Raw genomic sequence first — 22,831 nt, 5'->3', positions numbered from 1 at the left:
AACAAACCCTAGACCGATGAACAGACTCCGACTGATCGCCGCGGCGGTGTCCTGCAGTAGTGCGCTCGCGTGGGGCCAGACGCTGCCGAACGCGGGCAGCATCCTGAACCAGACGGCCCCGCGCGAGACCCGGCCGGCGCCGCCGGGCGGCACTCAGGCGTTACCCGCCGTGCCGCCGCCGGCGGCGCCCGTGACGGCGCCCGGCCCGACCTTCCTGCTGAAGAGCATCACGTTGAAGGGCAACGACACGATCGCCAGCGACGCGCTGCTTGCGCCCGTTCAGGACAAGCTCGGCAAGCAAACCAGCTTCGCCGGGCTCGAAGAGATTGCCGCGCGCATCACGCAGATTTATCGCGATCACGGCTATCTGCTCGCCCAGGTGGTGATCCCGCCGCAGGACGTCACGTCCGGCAACGTCGAAATGAGCGTGCTCGAAGGGCGCGTCGGCCATGTGCGGCTCGACATCGCGGCCGGCACGCCGATCCGAGAAGATCTGTTGCGCGCGCGGGTCGCGCAGATTCCGTTGGGCAAGCCGCTGCAGCAGCACGAACTCGAACGGACCATGCTGCTGCTGTCCGATCTGCCGGGTATTCAGGTCTCCTCGGCAATCGAAGCGGGCGAGGAGCCGGGCACGGTCGATCTGACCGTCAACGTCGCGCCGGCCAAACGCTGGACCTTTGCGCTCGACGTCGACAACTTCGGCGCGGAGTCCAGCGGTACCTGGCGGCTCGGTGCGCTCGCGCGCCTGAACTCGCCGTTCATGATCGGCGACAACCTGGACCTGCGGCTGCTCGGCAGCGAACGCGGCGACACCCTTTACGGGCGCGTCGGCTACGAAGCGCCGATCAATGCGCAAGGCACGCGCGTCGGGGTCGCGGTGTCGCGGCTCAACTATGCGCTCGGCCAGGAATTCGCGTCGCTCGACGCGCAGGGCGAGGCGACCGTGGTGGACTTCACGCTCACGCATCCGCTCGTGCGCACACGCAATCAGAGCCTGTTGGGGCGCGTCAATCTCGAGTATCGCGACCTGATCGACAACGTCGGCATCGTCGATCAACACAATCCCAGATCGCTGGTGGAGGGCAGTATCGGCCTGAGCTATGAAAGCCGCGACGCGTTGTTCGGCGGCGGCTTCAATAGCGCGGATGTCGAGCTGTTGATCGGCAGTCTGCATTTCCGCAACGCGCAAGCCGAGGCGCTCGATGCCTCGCCGCTCGGGCGCGACACGCAAGGCACCGAAGTGCGCGCCACTTTCTTCGCCAACCGCCTGAACGCGATCACCGAACGGCTCAGCGTATTCGCCGGCGTGTCCGGCCAGTGGGCCGGAACCACGCTCGACAGTTCGTCGCGCTTCCTGCTCGGCGGCCCGCACGCGGTGCGCGCTTATTCGCCGTCCGAGGCACTGGTCGACGAGGGGTTCGTCGCCACCCTCGAAGGGCGCTTTGCGATCGATGCGCGGGCGACCGTGTTCACGTTCTTCGACTTCGGTACCGGTTGGTACAACGCCACGCCGCGTCCGGGCCAAGGGTCGAACGTGATCACGCGCAGTGGCGCAGGTCTCGGCGCGTTCTGGGCCGCGCCGGGCGGCATTGCGCTACAGGGCACGGTCGCATGGCGCACGACCGGGCCCGATACGACCGGCAACGACAGGCTGCCGCGCTTTTATGTGCAACTGACCAAGACGTTCTAGCAGGCAGCGAAACGCAACGAAACGAAACGCAACGACAAGCAGCAGCAATCTGCACCGAGGTGTGCGATGAACAAGCCATGCAATGTGCGACCGGGGCATGTGAGCACGATCGCCGGCGCGGTCGCCGCGTTGTTCGCGGCGTCGTATATGCCGCTCGCGCTCGCGAATCCGACCGGCGCCCAGGTGGTGGCCGGCACGGTCAGCATCAACTCGCCGGGCGCGGGACAGATGCACATCACGCAGGGCTCGTCCAATGCGATCGTCAACTGGAACACGTTTTCGATCGGTAGCGGCGAAGCGGTCAGGATCTCGCAGCCGTCGGCTTCCGCCGCGCTGCTCAACCGCGTGACGGGCAACGACCCCAGCGTGATCGCCGGACGCCTGCAGGCCAACGGCAAGGTGTTTCTCGTCAATCCGGCGGGGGTGATCTTTGCGCCGGGATCGTCGGTGAACGTGGGGTCGATGATCGCCTCGACACTCAATATCTCCAATGCCGATTTCCTCGCCGGCAACTTCCATTTCGTCGGCGCGTCCGCGGCGGCGCTCAGCAATGCGGGGTCGCTGACGGCGGCCGCGGGCGGCACCATCGCGTTGCTCGGCGGCACGGTCAGCAATAGCGGCACGGTCAGCGCAAAACTGGGCAGCGTCGCGCTGGGCGCGGGCAACGACATCACCGTCGACTTTGCCGGCGACGGTTTGACCACCCTGAAGATCAACCAGGGCGCGGCGCACGCGCTGATCGGCAATACCGGCACGCTGGCCGCCGACGGCGGCACCGTGGTGATGAGCGCACAGACGGCCGACGCGCTGGCGGGCACCGTCATCAACCAGCAAGGCATCGTGCGCGCGCAGAGCCTGAGCGAACACGACGGCCGCATTCTGCTCGACGGCGGCACGAACGGCGTGACACAAGTGAGCGGGACGCTCGACGCCAGTGGCGGCGCGGGGCAAACCGGCGGCAGGATCGACGTGACCGGCTACGACGTGGCGCTGCTGGCCGGAGCGTACGTCGATGCGAGCGGCGCCGCGGGCGGCGGAACCGTCCACTTCGGCGGCGGCCCGGCGGGCGCGGACCCCTCCGTTCGCAATGCCAATGCGATCTGGATGTCGCCGAGCGCCAGCCTCCATGCGGATGCGCTCGTCGACGGCAATGGCGGCAACGTCGTGGCTTACAGCGAAACGGCCAGCCGCATTTACGGCACGTTGACCGCGAAGGGTGGGCCGCAGGGCGGCGACGGCGGCTTGATCGAAACGTCCGGCCACACGCTCGACACGACCGGCATGAGCGTCGACGCATCGGCGGCGAAGGGTCAGGGCGGCAGGTGGCTGCTCGATCCGTTCGAGGTCGACATCGTGACGCAGGTGCCGGATGTCACCGCGGCGCCGGTCCCGACGCAGACCGCAGCCGATTCGAACACGATGACGTTCGGGCCGATCACGGGCAGCACGTTCATCCTGAACACGGCGCTTACCGGTCCGCTGAGCCTCGGTACGTCGGTGACAGTACTGACAGGGACCGATCCCAACTTCGGCGCGGGCGACATCGCCGTCGACGCGCCGCTCAACCTCACGACCGGCACGCTTCCCGCCACGCTGAAGCTGAGCGCGACGGGATCGGTGCTGGTCAACAACACCATTACGTCGAGCGCGGGGCCGCTCAGCCTCGTATTCGATGCGAACGTGGGCGGCACGAGTGCGCTCAGTCTGGTCTCGTTCCAGGGCGTCACGGTGAAGACCAACGGCGGCAGCGTGACGTTGGGAAGCGGTGGCGCGAGCCCGGTCCTGATCCAGAACTCGAACATCGACACCGCGGGCGGCGATCTGACGGTCACCGGCACGTTCCCGATCAATGGCGTGGCGATTGGCTATCTGATCACGTCGTCGTCGGGCATTTTCATCGACTCGTCGACCATTTCCACGGAGGGCGGCGTGTTCTCGCTGACGGGCGTGGCGCTGGGTCCGAACGCCAACGGTGTGGCGATCAACGGCACCAGCTCGCTCTCGACGACGAGCGGCGCGCTTCGCATCACCGGCACGGCGACCGCCGGCGGCGGAGGCAACGACGGCGTGATCGCGCAAGGTGACGATACGATTCAAACCGGCAGCGGCGCGCTCACCATCAGCGGCGCCGGCAGTTCGAATATCGAGGATCAGGGCATCGGCGTGCTTCTATCCGGCACTTCAGCCAGCACGACGAGCGGGGCACTGAGCGTGAACGGCAGTTCTTCTGGCAGCAGCGCGATGGGCGTGTTCCTGAGCGGCGGCGCCACGGTGGGCGAGGGTCCCGCGCTGCAGCCCGGGCTCAGCAGTTCGGGCGGCGCGATCACGGTCAACGGTAGCGTGACGCAAAGCGCGCAAGGGGCCTTCGGCGTCGAGATTCAGAACACCACGATCTCCAACACGACCGGCGCGATCGGCGTGACGGGCAATGTCACCGGTACAGCCGCCGGCGGCACCTTCGCGAACGGCGTCTATTTCTATGGCACCACGTTGAGCACCGGCAGCGGCGACATTTCCGCCGCCGGCAGCGTGTCGTCGAACATGAACGTCAGCATCGGCCTCGACATGCATGGGTCGTCGGTCCAGTCGACGAGCGGCAACCTCGAGTTCACCGGACAAAGCGTGGGAGCCGCGGTCAACGGCGACTCGGTGATCGGGCTGATGTTCGAGAACACGCTATGCGTGGACTGCATCCAGACAGCCCCCGTATCGGTGACGACCGGCACGGGCACGGTGAGCCTGTTCGGCAGCGGCACCGGTCCGTTCGTGCAGGGTGTGCTGATCACCGACGGCACGACGATCACGTCGACCAACGGCGGGGCGATCGATATCCGCGGCGCGGTGAGCGGCCCGGCCGGCAGCAGTCCGAACCTGCAGAACGACTACGGCGTGCTGATCGCCAATGGCGCGATCAGCGCGACCGGGACGCGTACCACCACGATCGGCATTGCCGGTTCGACCACGACGTCCGATCCGGGCGTCGCGATCGGCCTTGCGGTGCCCGAGACCGAGCAGAGCGAGTTTGGGCTGATCAATCCGACCTCCGTCGTCACCGGCGGCGGCGTGACGAGCGCGGTCGCCAATGCCACCGCCGACAACGTGACGATCTCGACGACGAATCCCGCTTCGATCGTGTTGCGCGCATTCAACGACGGCACGGCGAGCAGCCTCGCCATCACGCAGGCGACGCTGTCGTCGCCGGGCGGCGTGCTGTCGATCATGCCGGCGTCGGTGGACCCGTCGAGCTTCGCGATCACCGCTCAGAACGCGACGCCGATCACGCTGCTCGGCACGGGCGGCGGTCTCAGCATCGACGCCCCGACTTTCTCGACCTTCGCGTCGATTCCCAGCATCGTGCTCGGGTCCAGCACGCAAACGGGGCGCATCACCGTCGACGGGCAGTGCGTATCGGCCGGCTCGCCTTGCGTGCCGACGCGTCCGGGCTTCGCGAACAATCTCACGCTGTCCAACCCGGGCGCGGGCAGTCAAGGAATCGCGCTGACCTACGGCATCTCGACTCCGGGCCAGACCTTGATGCTCCTGTCGGCCGGTCCCGTCACGGACCCTGGCGGCATCCAGGCCGCCGGGCTGATTCTCGCCGGCCCCGGTACCTTCACGCTGACCGATCCGCAAAACGACGTCGGCGTGCTGGCGCTGGCCAACGCGGGGAGCGTCGACTTCTCGAACTCGCATGGCTTCGTGATCGGCCCGCTGACGAGCCAGACGTTCGACTCCGCCGCGAGCCAGTTGAGCCCGATGAGCGTGACGAACTCCACGCTGACCGGCAGCCTCGTCGCGACCGCTGCGACCGGCAATATCGGGCTGGGCGCGGGCACGCCGTCCGCGACGGCTCCGAATACGAATCTGAGCGCGGTCGGCTCGATCGATCTGGTGATGGAGAACGGCGTGTTCGTCGATGCGAACTCCGGCACACTTGGCGCCGGCAACGCATGGCGAGTCTGGGCCAGCACCTGGAACGGCGAGACACGCGGCAGCGTGCAGCCGAACACCGCGCAGCCCAATTTCTACGGCTGCCTGTTTGGCTCGGGCTGTAGTTGGGGCGGCACGGTGCCCACCACCGGCAATCATTTCGTCTATGTCGCACGGCCGACGGTCACGGTCAGCGCGGACGGCGCGACGCGCTACGTCGGCGCACCGAACCCGGCGTTCACCTACACGACGAGCGGTCTGATCAACGGCGATACCGCCGCGGGCACGTTGAGCGGCTCGCAGACGACCACGGCCACTCTGACTTCACCGGCGGGCGGCTATCCGATCGACCCCAACTTCACGTCCAGCGTGGGCTATATCGTCAACGAAGTGCCGGGCACGCTGACGGTGATTCCGTTTCAGAGCACGATCCCGAACCCGCAGGGCCCGATCCCCAATCCGGTCGCGCAAAGCGGTCTGCAGACGTTTTTCAGCAGCCAGGAGCAGACGTTCGTCTACGAAAACAATCTGCAGGGCACCAACATCTGCATCGGCTCGAACCAGCCGCTCTTCAGCACGACGCCGCCTGGCGAGAAACAGGACATCCTCGCGGTCGAATGGAAGCGGGTGCGTTCGCAGCCGAACCTGAACAGCTGCCTGCTGACCAACACCCAGCACGGCTGCGGTGACTTCTAGCGGGAGCCGGGCGAAGCGGGCGGGACGGGTGGCGCGGCGCCTGCGGGCGAATGCAGCGCGCGCAGTTGCGCGATGGCGGCCTCGGCGCTCGCGACGAACCGTTGCGAGAGCCGCCATGCTTCGACGACCTCCTGATGGACGGGCTGCTCCATCCCGAGGTGAATCCGGAAGAATCGTTCAGCGTGGATGGCCGGGTGGTAATGCTGGCGCACCCGCTTCGCGTCGATCAGCCGCCGGTTGCCGAACAGCCTGCTCAATGCCCACGAAAACGCGCCGTCTTCTCCGCCGACGCGACGAAAGAACGCGTCGAGCGGAAACCCGCCCAGCGCGCGATACACCGCCCGCCGGATCACGAGACTGCTCGGCACGGTGTTGCTGAGGATTGCGGCATATTTATCGAAATCGGGATGCTCGACGATCGCGCGCGGAAAGCCCGCATAGTCGACGTCGAGCCGCACCGATGCCTCGCCCGGACAACTCTGCAGATAGCCACTCGCCGCGGCCAGCGCGCCGGGCAGATATTCGTCGTCGGCGTCGATGAATCCGAGCAGATCCTCGCTCGCGTGCATCGCGGCCCAGTTGCGCGCGGCGGCGACACCGCCGTTCACGTGCATGCGCAGCACCTGCACGCGCGCGTCGAGGCGGCCGTAATGTTGCGCGACTTCGATCGAAGCATCGGTCGAGCCATCGTCGACGACGATGATTTGTGCCGCCTCGGGCTGGATCAGGCAGCTTTCCAGTGCGCGGCCAAGCGTTGCCGCCATCTGCAGACAGGGAATGATGATCGAGATCGGCATGATGCGAGCCCCGTTCCGATGCTGATCCGCTGCGTTACGCCTGTGCCGGGCCGGGCATCAATTGCGTCGCCTCTGCGTCGTCGCCGACCCACACCGCGAACGCCGTGAAGTTGTCGTGATTCGTGCTGGCGCTCGCGCGCACCTGTTGCGCGAGCGCGTCGAGCCAGGCGCCGGGTGTCGCCGCATGGGCCAGCGCGTCGGCGATGCCGGCGTCGTCGGCGTACTCCCACAGGCCGTCCGTGCAGATCAGGAAAGCGTCGCCGTCATGCAGCGCGAAAGTACCGTCGACGCCCGCAATGTTGAGTGCGTCGCGCGTGCCCAGCGCCGCATACAGCACGTTGCGGCGCGGATGATGACGCATCTCCTCCTCGGCGAGCAGCCGCGCGTCGACCATCTGCTGAACCATGCTGTGGTCGCGCGTGCGCGCGCAGATCTCGCCGTGGCGGAAACAGTAGAGGCGGGTGTCGCCGCAATGGGCCCACGCGGCCGTCGCGCATTCGCGGTCGATGGCGAGCACCACGGCCGTCGAGCGCATGTCTTGTTCATTGCCTTTGCCGCGCAACTGTTCTTCGACGATGTTCTCATTGGCATGCGTGAGCGCGCTGATCAGCCGGTCGCCCGTCGGCGGCAATTCGGCAACGGTCAGGTAGCGCAAATCCGCCAGCACCGAAGCGACGACGAGGCGCGAGGCGGTGTCGCCGCCGCCGTGTCCGCCGGCGCCGTCGGCGACGACGCAATAGTAGAGCCGTTCGCTCGACCAATCGCCGAACGAATCTTCGTTGCGCGGGCGGTCGCCCCGGTCGGTCAGGCTTGCGGTGGCAAGTTGCACCGTTGACCTCTCATATGCTCGTGGTCTGTCGAGCTCATTCCTGCGCGTGCGACTGCGCGGACAGAATGCCCAGAACCAGCAGGATGACGATGCGATTGCCCGGCGAGATGTCGATGCCGAGGCTGTGCTCGATCCATTGGCCGATTTGCGTGCGGGCGAAGTCGGCGGGTATCGAGCCTTTTTTCAGCGTGACGCCAAGCTTGCGCGCCCGGTAGTGATACGACGCGATGCCGTAACGCGCGGCCACCTGCGACAGACCGCCTTTCTCGTTCGACAGCCAGCCGAGACTGCCGGCGAGCAGCATGCGGTCGGCGTCGTCGAGCGAAGCGATGAAATGCGACGCGGATTCGCGTACCTCGGCTTCGTGCAGACCGTATTGCAACAGGACCGAGCCGATCGGATCGGGATGAAAAGCCGTTTGCCGGTCGATTTCGAGCATCACGTCGCCTTCGTCGAGCGACACGTTGCGCTGATGGCTCGCGCTGCGCAGACAGTCGATCAGATAGCGGCGGAAATAGGCGCACACGGCATGGCTGGTCGAAGGCGCGCTGTGCAGCGGGAAGGTGGGCAATGCCGTCGGCGCGGTATCGAGGCGGAACACCTTGAGATAGAGGAACTGCGAGATCAGTTCTTCCTTGTCCTCGCCCAGCGCCTGCAATTCCGACGGATGGTAGCCGGTCAGCGCGCGGCGCACGATCGTATAGATCGACGCCATTTCGTCGTGGCTCAGGCAGGTGCGGCGTTGCCACAGGTCGGGCAGTGCGCTTTCTCCAGCGTGGTCGGCAATTGCAGCGCTTTGGATATCTGCCACTTTTCACCCCGAGGTGGTGAGCCCCGCTTCTTAAGGGCGGAGCCCGGCTGCTGACACTACCCATTTCGCCGCGTGTGTGGTGCGCCGGTTTTCTGTCCCCAATGAATCCGGCACTCGCTTTGCCGCCATATCGGGCAGATTGCGTATGCCAAACGCTTGCAATACCGGCAATTCCGCCGTGCAACCGGCGCGTGATTGGAAAACAGACTTAGTCTATTGGCACGTTTTATATATTACAAGGTAAAACTTAATATGTTATTCACCGCTGCGGCGACGGGTTCTATCGCTATCAGGACTAACCCTAAACGCAACGTAAGCGCTTACCGGCAACCCGGAAAGGTCAAATTTTTTAAAAAATCCGGGCACCTGATTCGTTTACCCAGATGTCGGGCGATCCCGCCAATCGACCGTCCTGAAAGGGCGCGCTGGTGAGGTCGTAAGACGACTGTCCGAGCTTGTGATTGTAATGGTGCCGGAACGAAAAGGTTAAAACTTCTTAAGTGTTTATGGAGTTGAATGGTATTACATATACTGTTTCGCTTAATTAAACAAAATCCGTTTCTATTGCTATCCGGCTTTGATTTTCCGGGCTGCGTGCTATTCTCATATCGGATTGCCGCCGAGAAAGGACAACGCTCGCTAAAAACATCGCAATAGCTGGCGAAGGCAATCTAATCAGAGTTAACACGTATTTCCGGGAACGCTGATTCCCGGCGGGCAAGGGCAACCCGTACCGGTCACTTACGGTGCGTCGAGACTACTCATCCGAGACCGATACCAGACATGGCCACGCTTCTCGCGGGCGAAATGCTTGCCGACATATCAGCTGCCAGTCCATGCGGGGACGACCTCGAGTACGACCCTGACTTCCTTGCGCTCGAGCAGGTCGTCCACGGCAAGCCGGACGTGCAGTTCGGCGAGACCATGGTCGCCGCCACGCCGCCTGACTGGAAAGTGGCCGAAGCGCTATCGCTCGATCTGCTCGCAAAAGGCCGCGACTTGCGCGTCGCGGTACACCTGGCGCGCGCGCTACTCAATCGCCGTCGTTTCGCCGGCTTCGCCGAGGGCCTCGCGCTCGTCGAAGGCCTGCTCGAACAGCGCTGGGACCATGTCTATCCACAGCTCGATCCCGACGACGACAACGATCCGACCGCCCGCGTCAACGCGCTCGCCGCCCTCGTCGAACCGTCCGGCATGCTGGTGGACGTGCGCGACGCACCGCTCGCGTCGTCGCGCGCGCACGGTGGCGTCAGCTTGCGCGACATCGAATATGCGACCGGCGAAGTACCGCTGCCCAAGGGCGTCGAGGCGGCGTCGCTGAGCTCGATCGACGCGGTGATCGCCGACGCCCACCAGGACGCCGCCGAAGCGCACACAGCCTTGCTCGCGGCCACGCATAGCGCGATGCGCATCGAGACGGTATTGACCGAGCGTGTCGGCGCGGCGCGCTCCATCGATCTGTCGCCGCTATCGAGGCTGCTGCGGCGTGCAGCCGACTTTCTCGGCGAGCGTCTCGACGTCCCGGGCGGAGCGCCGCAAGCACCGCCGAACGGCGACGTGACCCCGGGCGAAAGCGCCGGCGCGGCGCCGGCACCCGTGCCGCTGTCCGGCGACATCACGGACCGTCAGGACGTGATCCGCATGATCGACAAGATCTGCGCGTACTACGAGCGTCACGAACCCTCCAGCCCGTTGCCGCTGCTGCTGCGGCGCGCTCGCCGGCTGGTCGACAGGAACTTCATGGAAATTCTGCAGGACCTCGCGCCCGAAGGCGTGCGCCAGGCCAGGCAGGCCGGCGGTATCGAAAACGAGTAAGCAGTCAGGCGGGGATGGGCTTTTTCGCTTCTAGCAACGCCAGTCATGCGCCACGCTGCTCGCGGCCGTGCGGCGTCAACCAGGGGAATGGTCGTGGCCAAGGAAAGCAGCCAGAAATTCATCGCGCGCAATCGAGCGCCGCGAGTTCAGATCGAATATGACGTCGAAGTCTACGGGTCGGAGAAAAAGGTCAATCTGCCCTTCGTCATGGGCGTGCTGGCCGATCTCTCCGGTCAGCCGGCGGACCCGCTCGCGCCGGTGGCGGATCGAAAGTTTCTCGAGATCGACGTCGACAACTTCGACGAGCGTCTGAAGTCGATGAAACCGCGCGTCGCCGTGCAGGTGCCGAACGTGCTGACCGGTCAGGGCAACCTCGCGGTCGACATGACCTTCGAGAGCATGGACGACTTTTCGCCCGCGGCGGTCGCGCGCAAGGTGGACGCGTTGTCGAAGCTGCTGGAGGCGCGCGGCCAGTTGCAAAACCTGCTGACCTATATGGACGGCAAGACCGGCGCCGAGGAGCTGATCGCGAAACTGCTCAACGATCCTGCGTTGCTGCAGTCGTTGGCGTCCGCACCGAAGCCGCAGCAATGAGCGTGATCTACAGGGGAGTCTGACCATGGCTGAACCTAGCACCCAAGGGCAAGCGCAACCCGGCGAGGCGTCGCTTGAAACGAGCGATTTCGCGAATCTGCTGCAAAAGGAATTCAAGCCGAAGAGCGAGAAGGCGAAGGAAGCCGTCGAGACGGCGGTGCGCACGCTCGCCGAACAGGCGCTGCGCGATACGAACGTGATTTCGGGCGATGTGCTCGCGACGATCGAATCGCTGATCGCGCAGATCGACGAGAAGCTGACCGCCCAGATCAATCAGATCATCCACTCGGAAGAGTTTCAGAAAGTCGAGAGCGCGTGGCGCGGCTTGCACTATCTGGTCAACAACACCGAGACGGACGAGACGTTGAAGATCCGCGTGATGAACGTATCGAAGGGCGATCTGTACAAGACGCTCAAGAAGTACAAGGGCACCGCGTGGGATCAAAGCCCGATCTTCAAGAAGCTCTACGAAGAGGAATACGGCCAGTTCGGCGGCGAGCCGTATGGCGCGCTGGTGGCTGATTATTACTTCGACAACGGCGGGCCCGACGTCGATCTGCTGACGCAGATATCAAAGATCTCGGCCGCCGCGCATGCGCCGTTCATCGCCGGCGCCGATCCCGCGGTGATGCTGATGGATTCATGGCAGGAGCTGGCCAATCCGCGCGACCTGACGAAAATCTTCCAGACTCCTGAGCATGCCGCGTGGCGCTCGCTGCGCGAATCCGAGGATGCGCGCTACGTCGGTCTCGCGATGCCGCGTTTTCTCGCGCGCGCGCCGTATGGCGCCAAGACCAATCCGGTCGAGGAATTCGATTTCGAGGAAGACACGGCCGGCGCGGACAGCGGTAAATACGCATGGGCCAATGCCGCCTATGCGATGGCGACCAATATCAACCGCTCGTTCAAGATGTACGGCTGGTGTTCGCGGATTCGCGGCATCGAGTCGGGGGGCGCCGTCGAGAACCTGCCGGTGCACGCGTTCCCCACCGACGACGGCGGCATCGACATGAAGTGCCCGACCGAAATCGCCATTAGCGATCGCCGCGAAGCCGAACTCGCGAAGAACGGCTTCATGCCGCTCGTGCACAAGAAGAACTCCGATTTCGCCGCCTTCATCGGCGCGCAGTCGCTGCACAAGCCCGCCGAGTTCGAAGACCCCGATGCCACCGCGAACGCGAACCTGGCCGCGCGTCTGCCCTACCTGTTCGCCTGCAGCCGCTTCGCTCACTACCTGAAGTGCATCGTGCGCGACAAGATCGGCAGTTTCAAGGAGAGGGACGACATGCAGCGCTGGCTGCAGAACTGGATCCTTCAGTACGTCGACGGCGATCCGGCGCACTCGACGGAAGAGTCCAAGGCACGACGCCCGCTCGCGGCCGCCGAGGTGGTCGTCGAGGAAGTCGAAGGCAATCCCGGTTATTACACGTCGAAGTTTTTCCTGCGTCCGCACTACCAGTTGGAAGGCCTGACCGTATCGCTACGGTTGGTTTCGAAGCTTCCGTCCGCCAAGGCGGCATGACGGAAATCCCCATTCAGTGACGAATTGCTTTGAGCGGAGAAGAAGATGGCCATCGACATGTTCATGAAGCTGGGCGATATCAAGGGCGAGTCTCAGGACAAGACCCACAAGGAAGAAATCGAAGTGCTCGCGTGGAGCTGGGGCATGAGCCAGAGCGGCACGATGCACATGGGCACGGGCGGCGGCGCCGGCAAGGTGTCGGTGCAGGACCTGTCATTTACCAAATACAGCGACAAGGCGAGTCCGCCGATCATGGCAGCCTGCACCAAAGGCACGCACATCGACACGGCGTTGCTGACGGTGCGCAAGGCAGGTGGCGACAATCCGCTCGAGTACTACAAGATCACGTTGAACGGCGTACTGATCAGCTCGTATTCGACCGGCGGCTCGGGCGGCGAAGAACGCTTCACCGAGAACGTCACGCTCAACTTCGAAAAATTCCATGTCGAGTACCAGCCGCAAAACGCGAAGGGCGAGAAGGAAGGCGGGGTGGTCGAAGTGAAATGGAACATCCCCGCCAACGCCACTACCTGATCGGCTGAGCGCAAAGGGCGACTGTACTGCGGCGGTCCTGCCGTCGCAGTGCGGCGGCGGGTGGGACGACTCGAGCCAGACCGGAGCGAACCGGCATGAACGCAGAAGAATGCTTGCGCGAAGGCGATCTCGACGGATGTCTGCGCGAATTGCAAAAACAGGTTCGCAAGGATCCGTCGAAAGCCGCCTATCGCGTCTTTCTCTTCCAGTTGCTCGCGGTGACGGGCGCCTGGGATCGCGCATTGACGCAACTGAACGTCGTCGGCGAACTCGACGCGGCCGCGTTGCCGATGGTGCAAACCTATCGTGAAGCGTTGCAATGCGAGGCGCTGCGCGAAGCGGTTTTCAAAGGCGAGCGCGCGCCGCTGATCTTCGGCGAGCCGACCGGCTGGCTTGCGTTGCTCCTCGAGGCATTGCGGCTCGACACCGCGGGCGATAGCGGCGCGGCGGCCGCCGCGCGCGCGCGGGCGCTCGACGAGGCGCCCGCCAGCGCCGGCGCATTGAATGGCGAACCGTTCAGGTGGCTCGCCGACGCCGACAACCGGCTCGGCCCGACACTCGAAGCCGTGCTGAACGGCCGCTATTACTGGATTCCTTTTTCGCGCATCAAGCGGATCGAAATCGAGCCGCCGTCCGACCTGCGCGACCGCGTCTGGATGCCGGCCGTTTTCACGTGGGCCAACGACGGCCAGGGCGCCGGTCTGATTCCCGCCCGCTATCCGGGCACGCTCGCCGAGCCGAATCGAGCGTTGTGGCTCGCGCGCCTGACCGAATGGATCGGTGACGATCCCGTGCTCGCGCGGCCGGTGGGACAGCGTATGTTCGCCTCCGATGCGAACGACTACGCGCTCTTCGACGTGCGCACCATCGAACTGACGAGCGGCGACGCGCCTGCCGAACAGGACGGCGCGGCCGCTCCGGATCATGGCTGAACTGACCGCGCGTGATCGCCTGCAACCGTCGCTGCTCGACCGGCTGACCGATCTCGAACCGGAGGCGAAGCAGGAAGCGCGCGAGCGGCGCGTTCTGTCGATGCGCGCGCTGCGCGAGAGCGTGCAGCGCGACCTCGGTTGGCTGCTGAACGCGAATGGCCTCGCGTCGGTGCAGGATCTGAGCGGCTATCCGTATGTCGCGACATCCGTGATCAATTTCGGCCTGCCGGACATTGCCGGCAAGACCGCCTCAGGCATTGATCCGTCGCGGCTCGAGCGGCTCGTGCGCGATGCGATCTGGGCGTTCGAGCCGCGCATTCTGCGCGACACCGTGCGGGTCAGTTCGATGCAACTCGAAGAGACGACCGGGCGCCACAACACCGTGTCGTTTCTGGTGGAGGGCGATCTGTGGGCGCAGCCGTATCCGGAGCGGCTCTACTTCAGGACCGAACTCGACCTGGAAGTCGGCGAAATCCGCGTGATCGACCAGGGCGGGCCGCGCTGAAGCCATGAATCCAGACCTGATCAAATACTACAGCCAGGAACTGCAGCATCTTCGGGAGATGGGCGGCGAGTTCGCGCGCGAATTTCCGAAGATCGCCGGGCGTCTCGGACTGGAAAACCTCGAATGCGCGGACCCCTACGTGGAGCGTCTGCTCGAAGGCTTCAGTTTCCTCGCGGCGCGCGTGCAACTGAAGATCGACGACGAGTTTCCGCGCTTCACCCAGCATCTCGCGGAGCTGGTGTACCCGCATTACCTCGCGCCCACGCCGTCGATGGCCGTGGTGCAGATCCAGCCGGACCTGACCAGCTCCAATCTCGCGGACGGCGTGCGGGTTCCACGCGGCAGTACGCTGCGCAGCGTGCTCGACAAGAACGGCTCGACGCGCTGCGAATACCGCAGCGCGCACGAACTGAAGCTTTGGCCGCTCGAAATCACGGAAGCGCGGTTTTTTACGCACGCGGGCTCGCTCGGTGGCATCGACAGCGCGCTGCCGGCGAGCATGGCGGCGGGCGCCGCTATCAAGGCCGGCCTCAGGCTGCGCCTACGCGCCACCGCTGGTCTGAGAATCAACCAGCTGAAACTCGACCGGCTGACGCTGTATCTGCGCGGCGCGGACGGGATGGCCACGCGTATCCACGAGCGTCTGCTCGGTTCGGTGAGCGGCGTCGTCGTGATGCCGGCCAAACGTCCGGCGTCCTGGCATGTGCAGTTGCCGGCGAGCGCGCTGCGGCCGCTCGGGTTTGCCGACGATGAAGCACTGCTGCCGGTCAGCCGGCAGTCGTTCCAGGGCTACCGGCTGTTGCAGGAGTATTTCGCGTTTGCGCAGCGCTTCATGTTTCTCGCCATCGACGGTTTGCACGCGGCGTTGCGGCGTTGCGCGGACAGCGAAATCGAAGTCATCGTGTTGCTCAAACGCGCTGATCCGCTGCTCGAACAATCGCTCGATGCCAATAATTTCGCGCTGCATTGCACGCCCGCGATCAATCTCTTTTCGCGGCGTACCGATCGCATCGCGCTGTCGGACGAACAGTTCGAATATCACGTGGTGGCCGATCGCACCCGGCCGATGGACTTCGAGATCTATCAGATCGAGAGTGCGACCGGCTATAGCGCGGGCGCCGGCGGCGAGCAGCGCTTCGAGCCGTTCTATCACGCGCGCGATCTCGGCGCCACCTATCGCGCCGGCGCGTACTACCAGGTGCGCCGCGAAAAACGTCTGCCGTCGGCGCGTCAGCATGAGCGCGGCCCGCGCACGAGCTACCTCGGCAGCGAGATGTTCATCGCGCTGGTGGACGCGAGCAATGCGCCGTTTCGCGACGACCTGCGGCAACTCGGCTTGCAGGTGCTGTGCACGAATCGCGACCTGCCACTGACGATGCCGGTCGGCGTCGGCCCCGCCGATTTCACGCTCGATGTCGAAGCGCCGGTGCAGAGCGTGCGCTGCGTGAGCGGTCCGAGCCGGCCGCTGCCGTCGTATGCGCACGGGGCCGTGGCGTGGCGGCTGTTGAGTCACCTGTCGTTGAACTACTCGTCGCTGCTCGATAACGATGCCCAGGAGGGCGCCCGCGCGCTGCGCGATCTGCTGAGTCTCTACTGTCCCGCCGACGAGATCGCGAGTCAGCGGCTGATCGAAGGCGTGCGCTCGATCGATTCGCGCTCGGTGACGCGACGCTTGCCGGGCGCGGGACCGATCGTATTCGGCCGCGGTCTCGAAGTGACGCTGACGCTCGACGAAGCCGCGTTCGAAGGCGCCGGCGCGTTTCTGCTCGGTGCCGTGCTCGCGCAATATTTCGCGCAATACGTATCGATCAACTCGTTCACCGAGACCGTCGTGAAGACGCTGTCGCGCGGCGAGATCATGCGCTGGCCAGCGAGGGTCGGACAATGCCGGACGCTCTGACACTGTTGCGCCGGCTCGAAGACGATGCGCGCCGCTTCGACTTCTTCCAGGTCGTGCGGCTGCTGGAGAACGCGTATGCGGACAAGCCGCGCGTCGGCGAGTCGATGCAGCCGCGCGACGATGCGATCCGTTTCGTGCAGGAGCCCGAACTGGTTTTCCATCCGACCACGCTCGGTGACTTCACCCCGGCCGGTGAGCATCACGCCGCGCGCCTCGCGGTCAAGTTCTTCGGCCTGCTCGGGCCGCACGGTCCGTTGCCCACCCATCTGACCGAGTACGCCCGCGACCGCGCCCGCAACGCGAACGATCCGACCTTCGCGCGCTTTCTCGATGTCTTTCACCACCGGATGGTGTCGCTGTTCTATCGCGCGTGGGCCAATGCGCAACCGGCCGTGAGTCTCGACCGTCCGGGGCGCGATCGCTTTTCCTTTTATGTCGGCAGCGTGTTCGGGCTGGGCGAGCCGACGCTGCGCGAGCGCGACGCGGTGCCCGATTTCGCCAAACTGCACTTCGCCGGATTGCTGGGCGGGCCGACCCGTCCGGCCGCCGGTTTGAAACTCGTGCTGGCGCGTTTTTTCAACCTGCCGGTCGACATCGAACAGTGGGTCGGCCATTGGATGACGCTGCCCGCGAATTCGTTGTTGCGCCTGGGCGCACCGGACGGTTCGGCCGCGCTCGGCGTGTCGACGCTGCTCGGCGCGCGCGTCTGGGATTGCCAGCATAAATTCCGCATCGTCATCGGACCGTTGAGCCGCGCTGATTACGAGCGCTTCCTGCCGGGCGGCGAGAGTCTGAAGCGCCTCGTCGACTGGGTGCGCAATTACGCGCGCGACGGGCTCGATTGGGATCTCCGGCTGGTGCTGAAACAGGAGGATGTGCCACGCCTGAAGCTCGGGCGCCACACGCGGCTCGGCTACACCACCTGGACGCTCGGCCACCCGGCGCGCGGCGATCAGCGGCAGCTGGTGTTGCGGCCGACCGGCCCGGACGGCCGTTCACGGATTGCCGTGGCGGCCCGCGAGGCGTCCGCGGGGGCGCCGCCATCGACATCATCGAGGGAATAGAAAAATGGCCGAGATCAAACGGGCAGCGTTGTTCGGCAAGCTGAACAAGCTCGGATTCCGCGCAATCGAGAGCGCGAACGTGTTTTGCAAGTTGCGCGGCAATCCTTATATCGAGCTGTCGCACTGGTTCCACCAGATCCTGCAACTGCAGGACTCCGACCTGCACCGCATCGTCAAACACTACGGGCTCGAGCCTTCCGCGTTGGCGCGCGATCTGACCGAAGCGCTCGACCGTCTGCCGCGCGGTTCGGCTTCGGTGACCGACATCTCGTCGCAAGTCGAGGAGGCGGTCGAACGTGGCTGGGTGTTCGGCTCGCTGATGTTCGGCGAGTCGCAGGTGCGCACCGGCCATCTGGTGGTCGGCCTCCTGAAGACGCCTTCGCTGCGCAACGGGCTCTACGGCATCTCGCGTCAGTTCGAGCGCATCAAGCTCGATTCGCTCGTCGACGAATTTCACGGCCTGCTGCGCGAGTCGCCGGAAGCGGCGATGGGCGCGAGCGATGGTTTTCGGGCGGGCGGCGCGCAGCGCGAAGGCGGCGACGCGGACACCACGGGCGGCCCGGTGCCGGCCGCCGCGCTGGGCAAGCAGGAAGCGCTGCGGCGCTTCACCACCGATCTGACCGAACAGGCGCGCAACGGCAAGCTCGACCCGATCGTCGGGCGCGACGAGGAAATTCGCCAGGTGATCGACATCCTGATGCGCCGCCGCCAGAACAATCCGATCCTGACGGGCGAAGCGGGCGTCGGCAAAACCGCGGTGGTCGAAGGCTTCGCGCAGCGCATCGCGGCGGGCGACGTGCCGCCGTCGCTGCACGACGTGCAGTTGCGCACGCTCGACGTCGGTCTGTTGCAGGCGGGCGCGAGCATGAAGGGCGAGTTCGAGAACCGCTTGCGGCAGGTGATCGAGGAAGTGCAGGCCTCGGAAAAGCCGATCATCCTGTTCATCGACGAAGCGCACACGCTGGTCGGCGCGGGCGGGGCGGCCGGCACCGGCGACGCGGCGAATCTGCTGAAGCCGGCGCTCGCGCGCGGCACGCTGCGCACGGTGGCCGCGACCACGTGGGCCGAATACAAGAAGCACATCGAGAAGGACCCCGCACTGACGCGGCGCTTCCAGGTCGTGCAGGTCAGCGAGCCGGACGAGACCCGCGCGATCCTGATGATGCGGGGTGTCACCTCGACGATGGAGCAGCACCACAAGGTGCAGGTGCTCGACGAAGCGCTCGAAGCCGCGGTACGTCTGTCGCATCGCTACATCCCGGCGCGGCAGTTGCCCGACAAGGCGGTCAGCCTGCTCGACACCGCCTGCGCGCGCGTGGCGGTCAGCCAGCATGCGACGCCCGCAGCGGTCGACGATTCGCGCAAGCGGATCGTCGCGCTCGAAACCGAGCTGGCGATCATCGGCCGAGAAAGCGCGGTGGGCGTCGACACGCGGGAGCGTGAAGCCGCCGCGGCGGAAAAGCTCGCCGCTGAACAGGCGCGTCTCGCCACGCTCGACACCCGCTGGCAGGCGGAAAAACAACTGGTGACGCGGATTCTCGCGCTGCGCGCGCAACTGCGCGGCGAGACCGGCAAGGTGGAAGGCGCGGCGCAAGCCAGCCGCACGAACGAAGCGAACGAAGCGAACGAAGCTGCGAACGGAACGGTAAACGAAACAGCGGCCACCGGCGCGACTGACAACCTCGCCAGCGACACCGCGACGCGCGAAGCGCGGCTCGCCGAACTGCGCGACCTGCAGGCGCAGCTCGCGCAGCATCAAGGCGAAGACCCTTTGATCCTGCCGACCGTCGACCAGCAGGCGGTCGCCTCCGTCGTGCAGGACTGGACCGGCATACCGGTGGGCCGGATGGTCCGCAACGAAATCGAAAACGTCCTGAAGCTCGCGGAGAACCTGAACCGGCGCATCATCGGCCAGGCTCATGCGACGGAGATGATCGCGCGGCGCATTCAAACTTCGCGCGCGGGTCTCGACAATCCGAACAAGCCGATCGGCGTGTTCATGCTCGCCGGCACCTCCGGAGTCGGCAAGACCGAGACCGCGCTGGCGCTCGCCGAGGTGCTGTATGGCGGCGAGCAGAACGTCATCACGATCAACATGAGCGAGTATCAGGAAGCGCATACGGTGTCGTCCCTGAAGGGCGCGCCGCCCGGCTACGTCGGCTACGGCGAAGGCGGCGTGCTGACCGAGGCGGTGCGCCGCCGTCCATACAGCGTGGTGCTGCTCGACGAGGTCGAGAAGGCGCATCCCGACGTCCACGAGCTGTTCTTCCAGGTGTTCGACAAGGGTTGGATGGAAGACGGCGAGGGCCGCGTGATCGACTTCAAGAACACGCTGATCCTGTTGACCACCAATGTCGGCACGGATCTGATCACGAGCCTGTGCAAGGACCCGGAGCTGATGCCGGAGCCGGAGGGTATTGCGAAAGCGCTGCGCGAGCCGTTGCTGAAAGTGTTTCCGCCGGCGTTGCTCGGGCGCGTCGTGGTCATTCCGTACTTTCCGCTGTCCGACGAGATGCTCGGCGCGATCATCCGGCTGCAGCTCGGCCGGATCGAGAAACGCATCCGCGTGTCGCACAAGATTCCGTTCAGCTACGACGACGACGTCGTGAAGCTGATCGGCAGCCGCTGCACCGAACTCGAAAGCGGCGGACGCATGATCGACGCGATCCTGACCAACACGCTGTTGCCGCGCATCAGCACCGAGTTTCTGACGCGCATGATGAACGGCAGCGCGGTCACGAAAGTGCAGATCGGCGCGCGCGACGGTGAATTTCTCTATACGTTCGATTGATCGAAAGAGGAGGATGCCTTCTTATGCCGCAACAAGTCAGCATGGGCGCGACGCTGCAATGTTCGTTCGGCGCGGCGCCTTCGACGCTCGTGGTGTTGCCGGTCAACCGGGTGATGGGCGAAGGGCCGCCCGCGGCCAACATCATGGATCACATTCCGCTCGTCAATATCATGCCGTTCGGCGTGTGCAGCTCGCCCGCCAATCCGACCGTCGCCGCCGCGACGGCGGCGGCGTTGGGCGTGCTGACGCCGATGCCGTGCATTCCGGCCACCATGACGCCGTGGACGCCGGGCGCGCCGACCGTGCTGCTCGGCAACCAGCCGTCGCTCGACAACGTGTCGACCTGCATGTGCAACTGGGGTGGCGTGGTCACGATCGTCAATCCGGCGACAGTCAAGACCATGATTCCGTGACATGACCACGCAAAACCCGAACCGACACGTCACCGTCAGTTGCGCGCCTGCCGGCGAGGATCTGCTGTTTCTGCATCTGAGCGGCACCGAGGAGTTGGGGCGCCTGAGCGAATGGCGGCTCGATCTGCTTGGCAAGCGCAACGATCTGCAGGCCGGCGATCTGCTCGGGCATGACATCTCGATTGCGCTGTCGTTGCCAGAGGACGGCGAGCGGCAATTCAACGGGATCGTCACGGCGTTCCGGATCGTCGCACCGGGCGACAACACCCGCAACCGCATGGCGCGCTATGAAGCGGTGGTGCGTCCGCGGCTGTGGCTGCTCACGCGCGCGTCGCACAGCCGCTTTTTCCATGAGAAGAGCGTGCTCGATATCGTGACCGGCGTGCTGCAGGACTACAACATCGACGTCAGCAATAAATGCCAGGCGACCTATCCGCCGCTGCAGCACTGCGCGCAATACCGGGAGACCGATTTCGCCTTCGTGAGCCGCCTGATGGAGCACGAGGGCATGTACTACTACTTCGAGCACAAAGGGGGCAAGCACACGCTGGTGTTGACCGATTCGAGCGACGTTCACGGACCGATCGAACACTATGCGTCGATTTCGTACGACGCGTGGTACGAGCCTTCGAATGAGAAGGAATGCGTGTATGCGTGGAGTTCGGGCGCGGAATTGCAGACCGGCAAGTACGAAGTCAACGACTACGATTTCGAAAAGCCCACGTTGAGCAACCAGCAAGGCCTGCTGTCGCGCGCGACGCGGCCGAAAGTCTACGATCCGCCGGTGTACGCGATGCAGGAACATCTGAGCGGCCACGCGCAGTCGAGCGATGGCGACCGCTATGCGAAGGTCGGTATCGAGATCCGTCAGGCGCGCAACGACAGCATTTCGGGCCGATCGAGCGCGCGCGGCATCTGGCCGGGCGGTCAGTTCAAGCTCGAGAATCACGCCTGCGATGCGCAGAACCACGAGTATCTGGTGGTCAGCGCCGCGTACGAGATCAATTCGGATGTCTATGTGTCGACGGTGCGCCACGATCCTTCGCTGCCGCTCTTCGACTGCGCGTTCACCGTATTGCGCAAGGAAAACCACTTCCGCTCTGAGCGGCTGACGCCGCAGCCGGTCGTGGCGGGCCCGCAGACCGCCATGGTGGTCGGCCCGGACGGCGAAGAAATCCTCACCGATAAATATGGCCGCATCAAGGTGCAGTTTCATTGGGAGCAGTTCGCTCCGCCGGCCGATGCCGACGCGCGCATGAAGCGGTGCTGGGTGCGGGTGTCGCAAAGCTGGGCCGGCAAACGCTGGGGCACGTTCTTCTTGCCGCGGATCGGTCAGGAGGTGGTCGTCGAGTTCGTCGAGGGCGATCCGAACCGGCCGCTCGTGACCGGTTGCGTCTACAACGCGAACACGATGCCGCCGTACGAACTGCCGGCCAATCAGATGTTCTCGACGCTGAAGAGCAATTCGACCAAGGGCGGCAGCGGTTTCAACGAAATGCGTTTCGACGACGACAAGGGCAGCGAGCAACTGTTCTTCCACGCCGAGAAGGACCACGAGACCTGGGTCAAGAACGACATGCTGAGTAACGTCGGCAACGACCGGCATCTGAAAGTGACCGGCAACGAGTTCGTGGCGATCACCGGCGCGCGCCATGACGCCGTGACGGGCGACCAGAACGCCCAGGTCGATGGCAACGCGTCGCTGAAGGTCGGGCAAAAGTTGCAGGAAAAGGTCGGCATGGACTATGCGATCGACGCCGGCATGAATATCCACATCAAGGCCGGCATGAACATCGTGATCGAAGCGGGTGCGAGCATTACGCTGAAGGCGGGCGGCGCCTTCGTGGTGGTCGGGCCGGTCAGCGTGGCGGTGTCGGGCACGCCGATCCTGCTCAATTCGGGCGGCTCGGCGGGCTCCGGCAGCGGCTCGTCACCGACCGCGCCGAGCGCGCCCAAAGACGCCGACGACGGAACCAAAAAAATCAAATCGTGAGTGATGCACCTGACC

General features: G+C 65.0%; 16 protein-coding genes. 13 read left to right on the top strand and 3 right to left on the bottom strand.

Annotation, left to right across the window (positions count from 1 at the left end; genetic code table 11):
• The first annotated feature begins 16 nt into the window (after positions 1-16).
• Complete coding sequence (locus OKW30_RS33965) at positions 17-1,690, top strand: ShlB/FhaC/HecB family hemolysin secretion/activation protein (RefSeq protein WP_429348786.1); 1,674 nt, start codon at positions 17-19, stop codon at positions 1,688-1,690.
• Between the two features lie 66 nt (positions 1,691-1,756).
• A complete protein-coding gene (locus OKW30_RS33960; RefSeq protein ID WP_429348785.1) occupies positions 1,757-6,316 on the top strand; it encodes a beta strand repeat-containing protein in 4,560 nt (1,519 codons plus the stop codon).
• Here the strand turns inward: OKW30_RS33960 and OKW30_RS33955 are convergent.
• Genes OKW30_RS33955 through OKW30_RS33945 form a run of 3 tightly spaced genes read right to left on the bottom strand, consistent with a single transcriptional unit; the run spans position 6,313 to position 8,753 of the window.
• Positions 6,313-7,113, bottom strand: a complete 801-nt coding sequence (locus OKW30_RS33955; protein WP_429348784.1) for a glycosyltransferase family 2 protein — start codon at positions 7,111-7,113, stop codon at positions 6,313-6,315. The two genes, OKW30_RS33960 and OKW30_RS33955, sit on opposite strands and share 4 nt — an antisense overlap.
• A 34-nt stretch (positions 7,114-7,147) precedes the next feature.
• The gene (locus OKW30_RS33950; protein ID WP_184062847.1) at positions 7,148-7,942 is read right to left on the bottom strand and encodes a PP2C family protein-serine/threonine phosphatase; all 795 of its coding nucleotides are present in this window, start codon (positions 7,940-7,942) and stop codon (positions 7,148-7,150) included.
• Between the two features lie 34 nt (positions 7,943-7,976).
• Positions 7,977-8,753: a hypothetical protein gene (locus OKW30_RS33945; RefSeq protein WP_184062845.1), complete on the bottom strand. Its 777-nt coding sequence runs from the start codon at positions 8,751-8,753 to the stop codon at positions 7,977-7,979.
• A gap of 783 nt (positions 8,754-9,536) precedes the next feature.
• Between OKW30_RS33945 and tssA the strand changes: the two genes are divergently transcribed.
• From tssA to OKW30_RS33890, 11 genes are all read left to right on the top strand, one after another.
• Positions 9,537-10,568 carry a type VI secretion system protein TssA gene (tssA, locus tag OKW30_RS33940; RefSeq protein WP_429348783.1) on the top strand — a complete coding sequence of 344 codons (1,032 nt, stop codon included), beginning with the start codon at positions 9,537-9,539 and terminating at the stop codon, positions 10,566-10,568.
• A gap of 87 nt (positions 10,569-10,655) precedes the next feature.
• On the top strand, positions 10,656-11,162 hold the full coding sequence (tssB, locus tag OKW30_RS33935) for a type VI secretion system contractile sheath small subunit (protein WP_018422997.1): 507 nt from the start codon (positions 10,656-10,658) through the stop codon (positions 11,160-11,162).
• A gap of 25 nt (positions 11,163-11,187) precedes the next feature.
• Positions 11,188-12,684: a type VI secretion system contractile sheath large subunit gene (gene tssC / locus OKW30_RS33930; RefSeq protein ID WP_184062841.1), complete on the top strand. Its 1,497-nt coding sequence runs from the start codon at positions 11,188-11,190 to the stop codon at positions 12,682-12,684.
• A gap of 45 nt (positions 12,685-12,729) precedes the next feature.
• Positions 12,730-13,218, top strand: coding sequence for an Hcp family type VI secretion system effector (locus tag OKW30_RS33925; RefSeq protein WP_184031795.1), 489 nt, complete (start codon positions 12,730-12,732; stop codon positions 13,216-13,218).
• Between the two features lie 95 nt (positions 13,219-13,313).
• On the top strand, positions 13,314-14,150 hold the full coding sequence (locus OKW30_RS33920; protein ID WP_184062840.1) for a type VI secretion system accessory protein TagJ: 837 nt from the start codon (positions 13,314-13,316) through the stop codon (positions 14,148-14,150).
• Complete coding sequence (gene tssE / locus OKW30_RS33915) at positions 14,143-14,655, top strand: type VI secretion system baseplate subunit TssE (RefSeq protein ID WP_018422993.1); 513 nt, start codon at positions 14,143-14,145, stop codon at positions 14,653-14,655. The genes OKW30_RS33920 and tssE overlap by 8 nt, the downstream gene beginning before the upstream one ends.
• Positions 14,656-14,659: 4 nt before the next feature.
• Positions 14,660-16,555, top strand: coding sequence for a type VI secretion system baseplate subunit TssF (gene tssF / locus OKW30_RS33910; protein ID WP_429348782.1), 1,896 nt, complete (start codon positions 14,660-14,662; stop codon positions 16,553-16,555).
• Positions 16,540-17,619 (top strand): type VI secretion system baseplate subunit TssG, encoded by a 1,080-nt coding sequence (gene tssG, locus OKW30_RS33905; RefSeq protein ID WP_429348781.1) that lies wholly within the window; start codon positions 16,540-16,542, stop codon positions 17,617-17,619. Before tssF ends, tssG begins: the two co-directional genes overlap by 16 nt.
• 4 nt (positions 17,620-17,623) lie before the next feature.
• Positions 17,624-20,410, top strand: a complete 2,787-nt coding sequence (gene tssH / locus OKW30_RS33900; RefSeq protein WP_429348780.1) for a type VI secretion system ATPase TssH — start codon at positions 17,624-17,626, stop codon at positions 20,408-20,410.
• A gap of 23 nt (positions 20,411-20,433) precedes the next feature.
• Positions 20,434-20,823, top strand: a complete 390-nt coding sequence (locus tag OKW30_RS33895; RefSeq protein ID WP_018422989.1) for a DUF4280 domain-containing protein — start codon at positions 20,434-20,436, stop codon at positions 20,821-20,823.
• 1 nt (position 20,824) lies between these two features.
• Positions 20,825-22,816 (top strand): type VI secretion system Vgr family protein, encoded by a 1,992-nt coding sequence (locus tag OKW30_RS33890; RefSeq protein ID WP_429348779.1) that lies wholly within the window; start codon positions 20,825-20,827, stop codon positions 22,814-22,816.
• The last annotated feature ends 15 nt before the right edge of the window (positions 22,817-22,831 follow it).

Origin of the sequence: Paraburkholderia sp. Clong3 (assembly GCF_050436485.1) — a bacterium.
Classification (GTDB): domain Bacteria; phylum Pseudomonadota; class Gammaproteobacteria; order Burkholderiales; family Burkholderiaceae; genus Paraburkholderia; species Paraburkholderia tuberum.
This window is presented reverse-complemented; position numbering and strand designations above follow the sequence as displayed.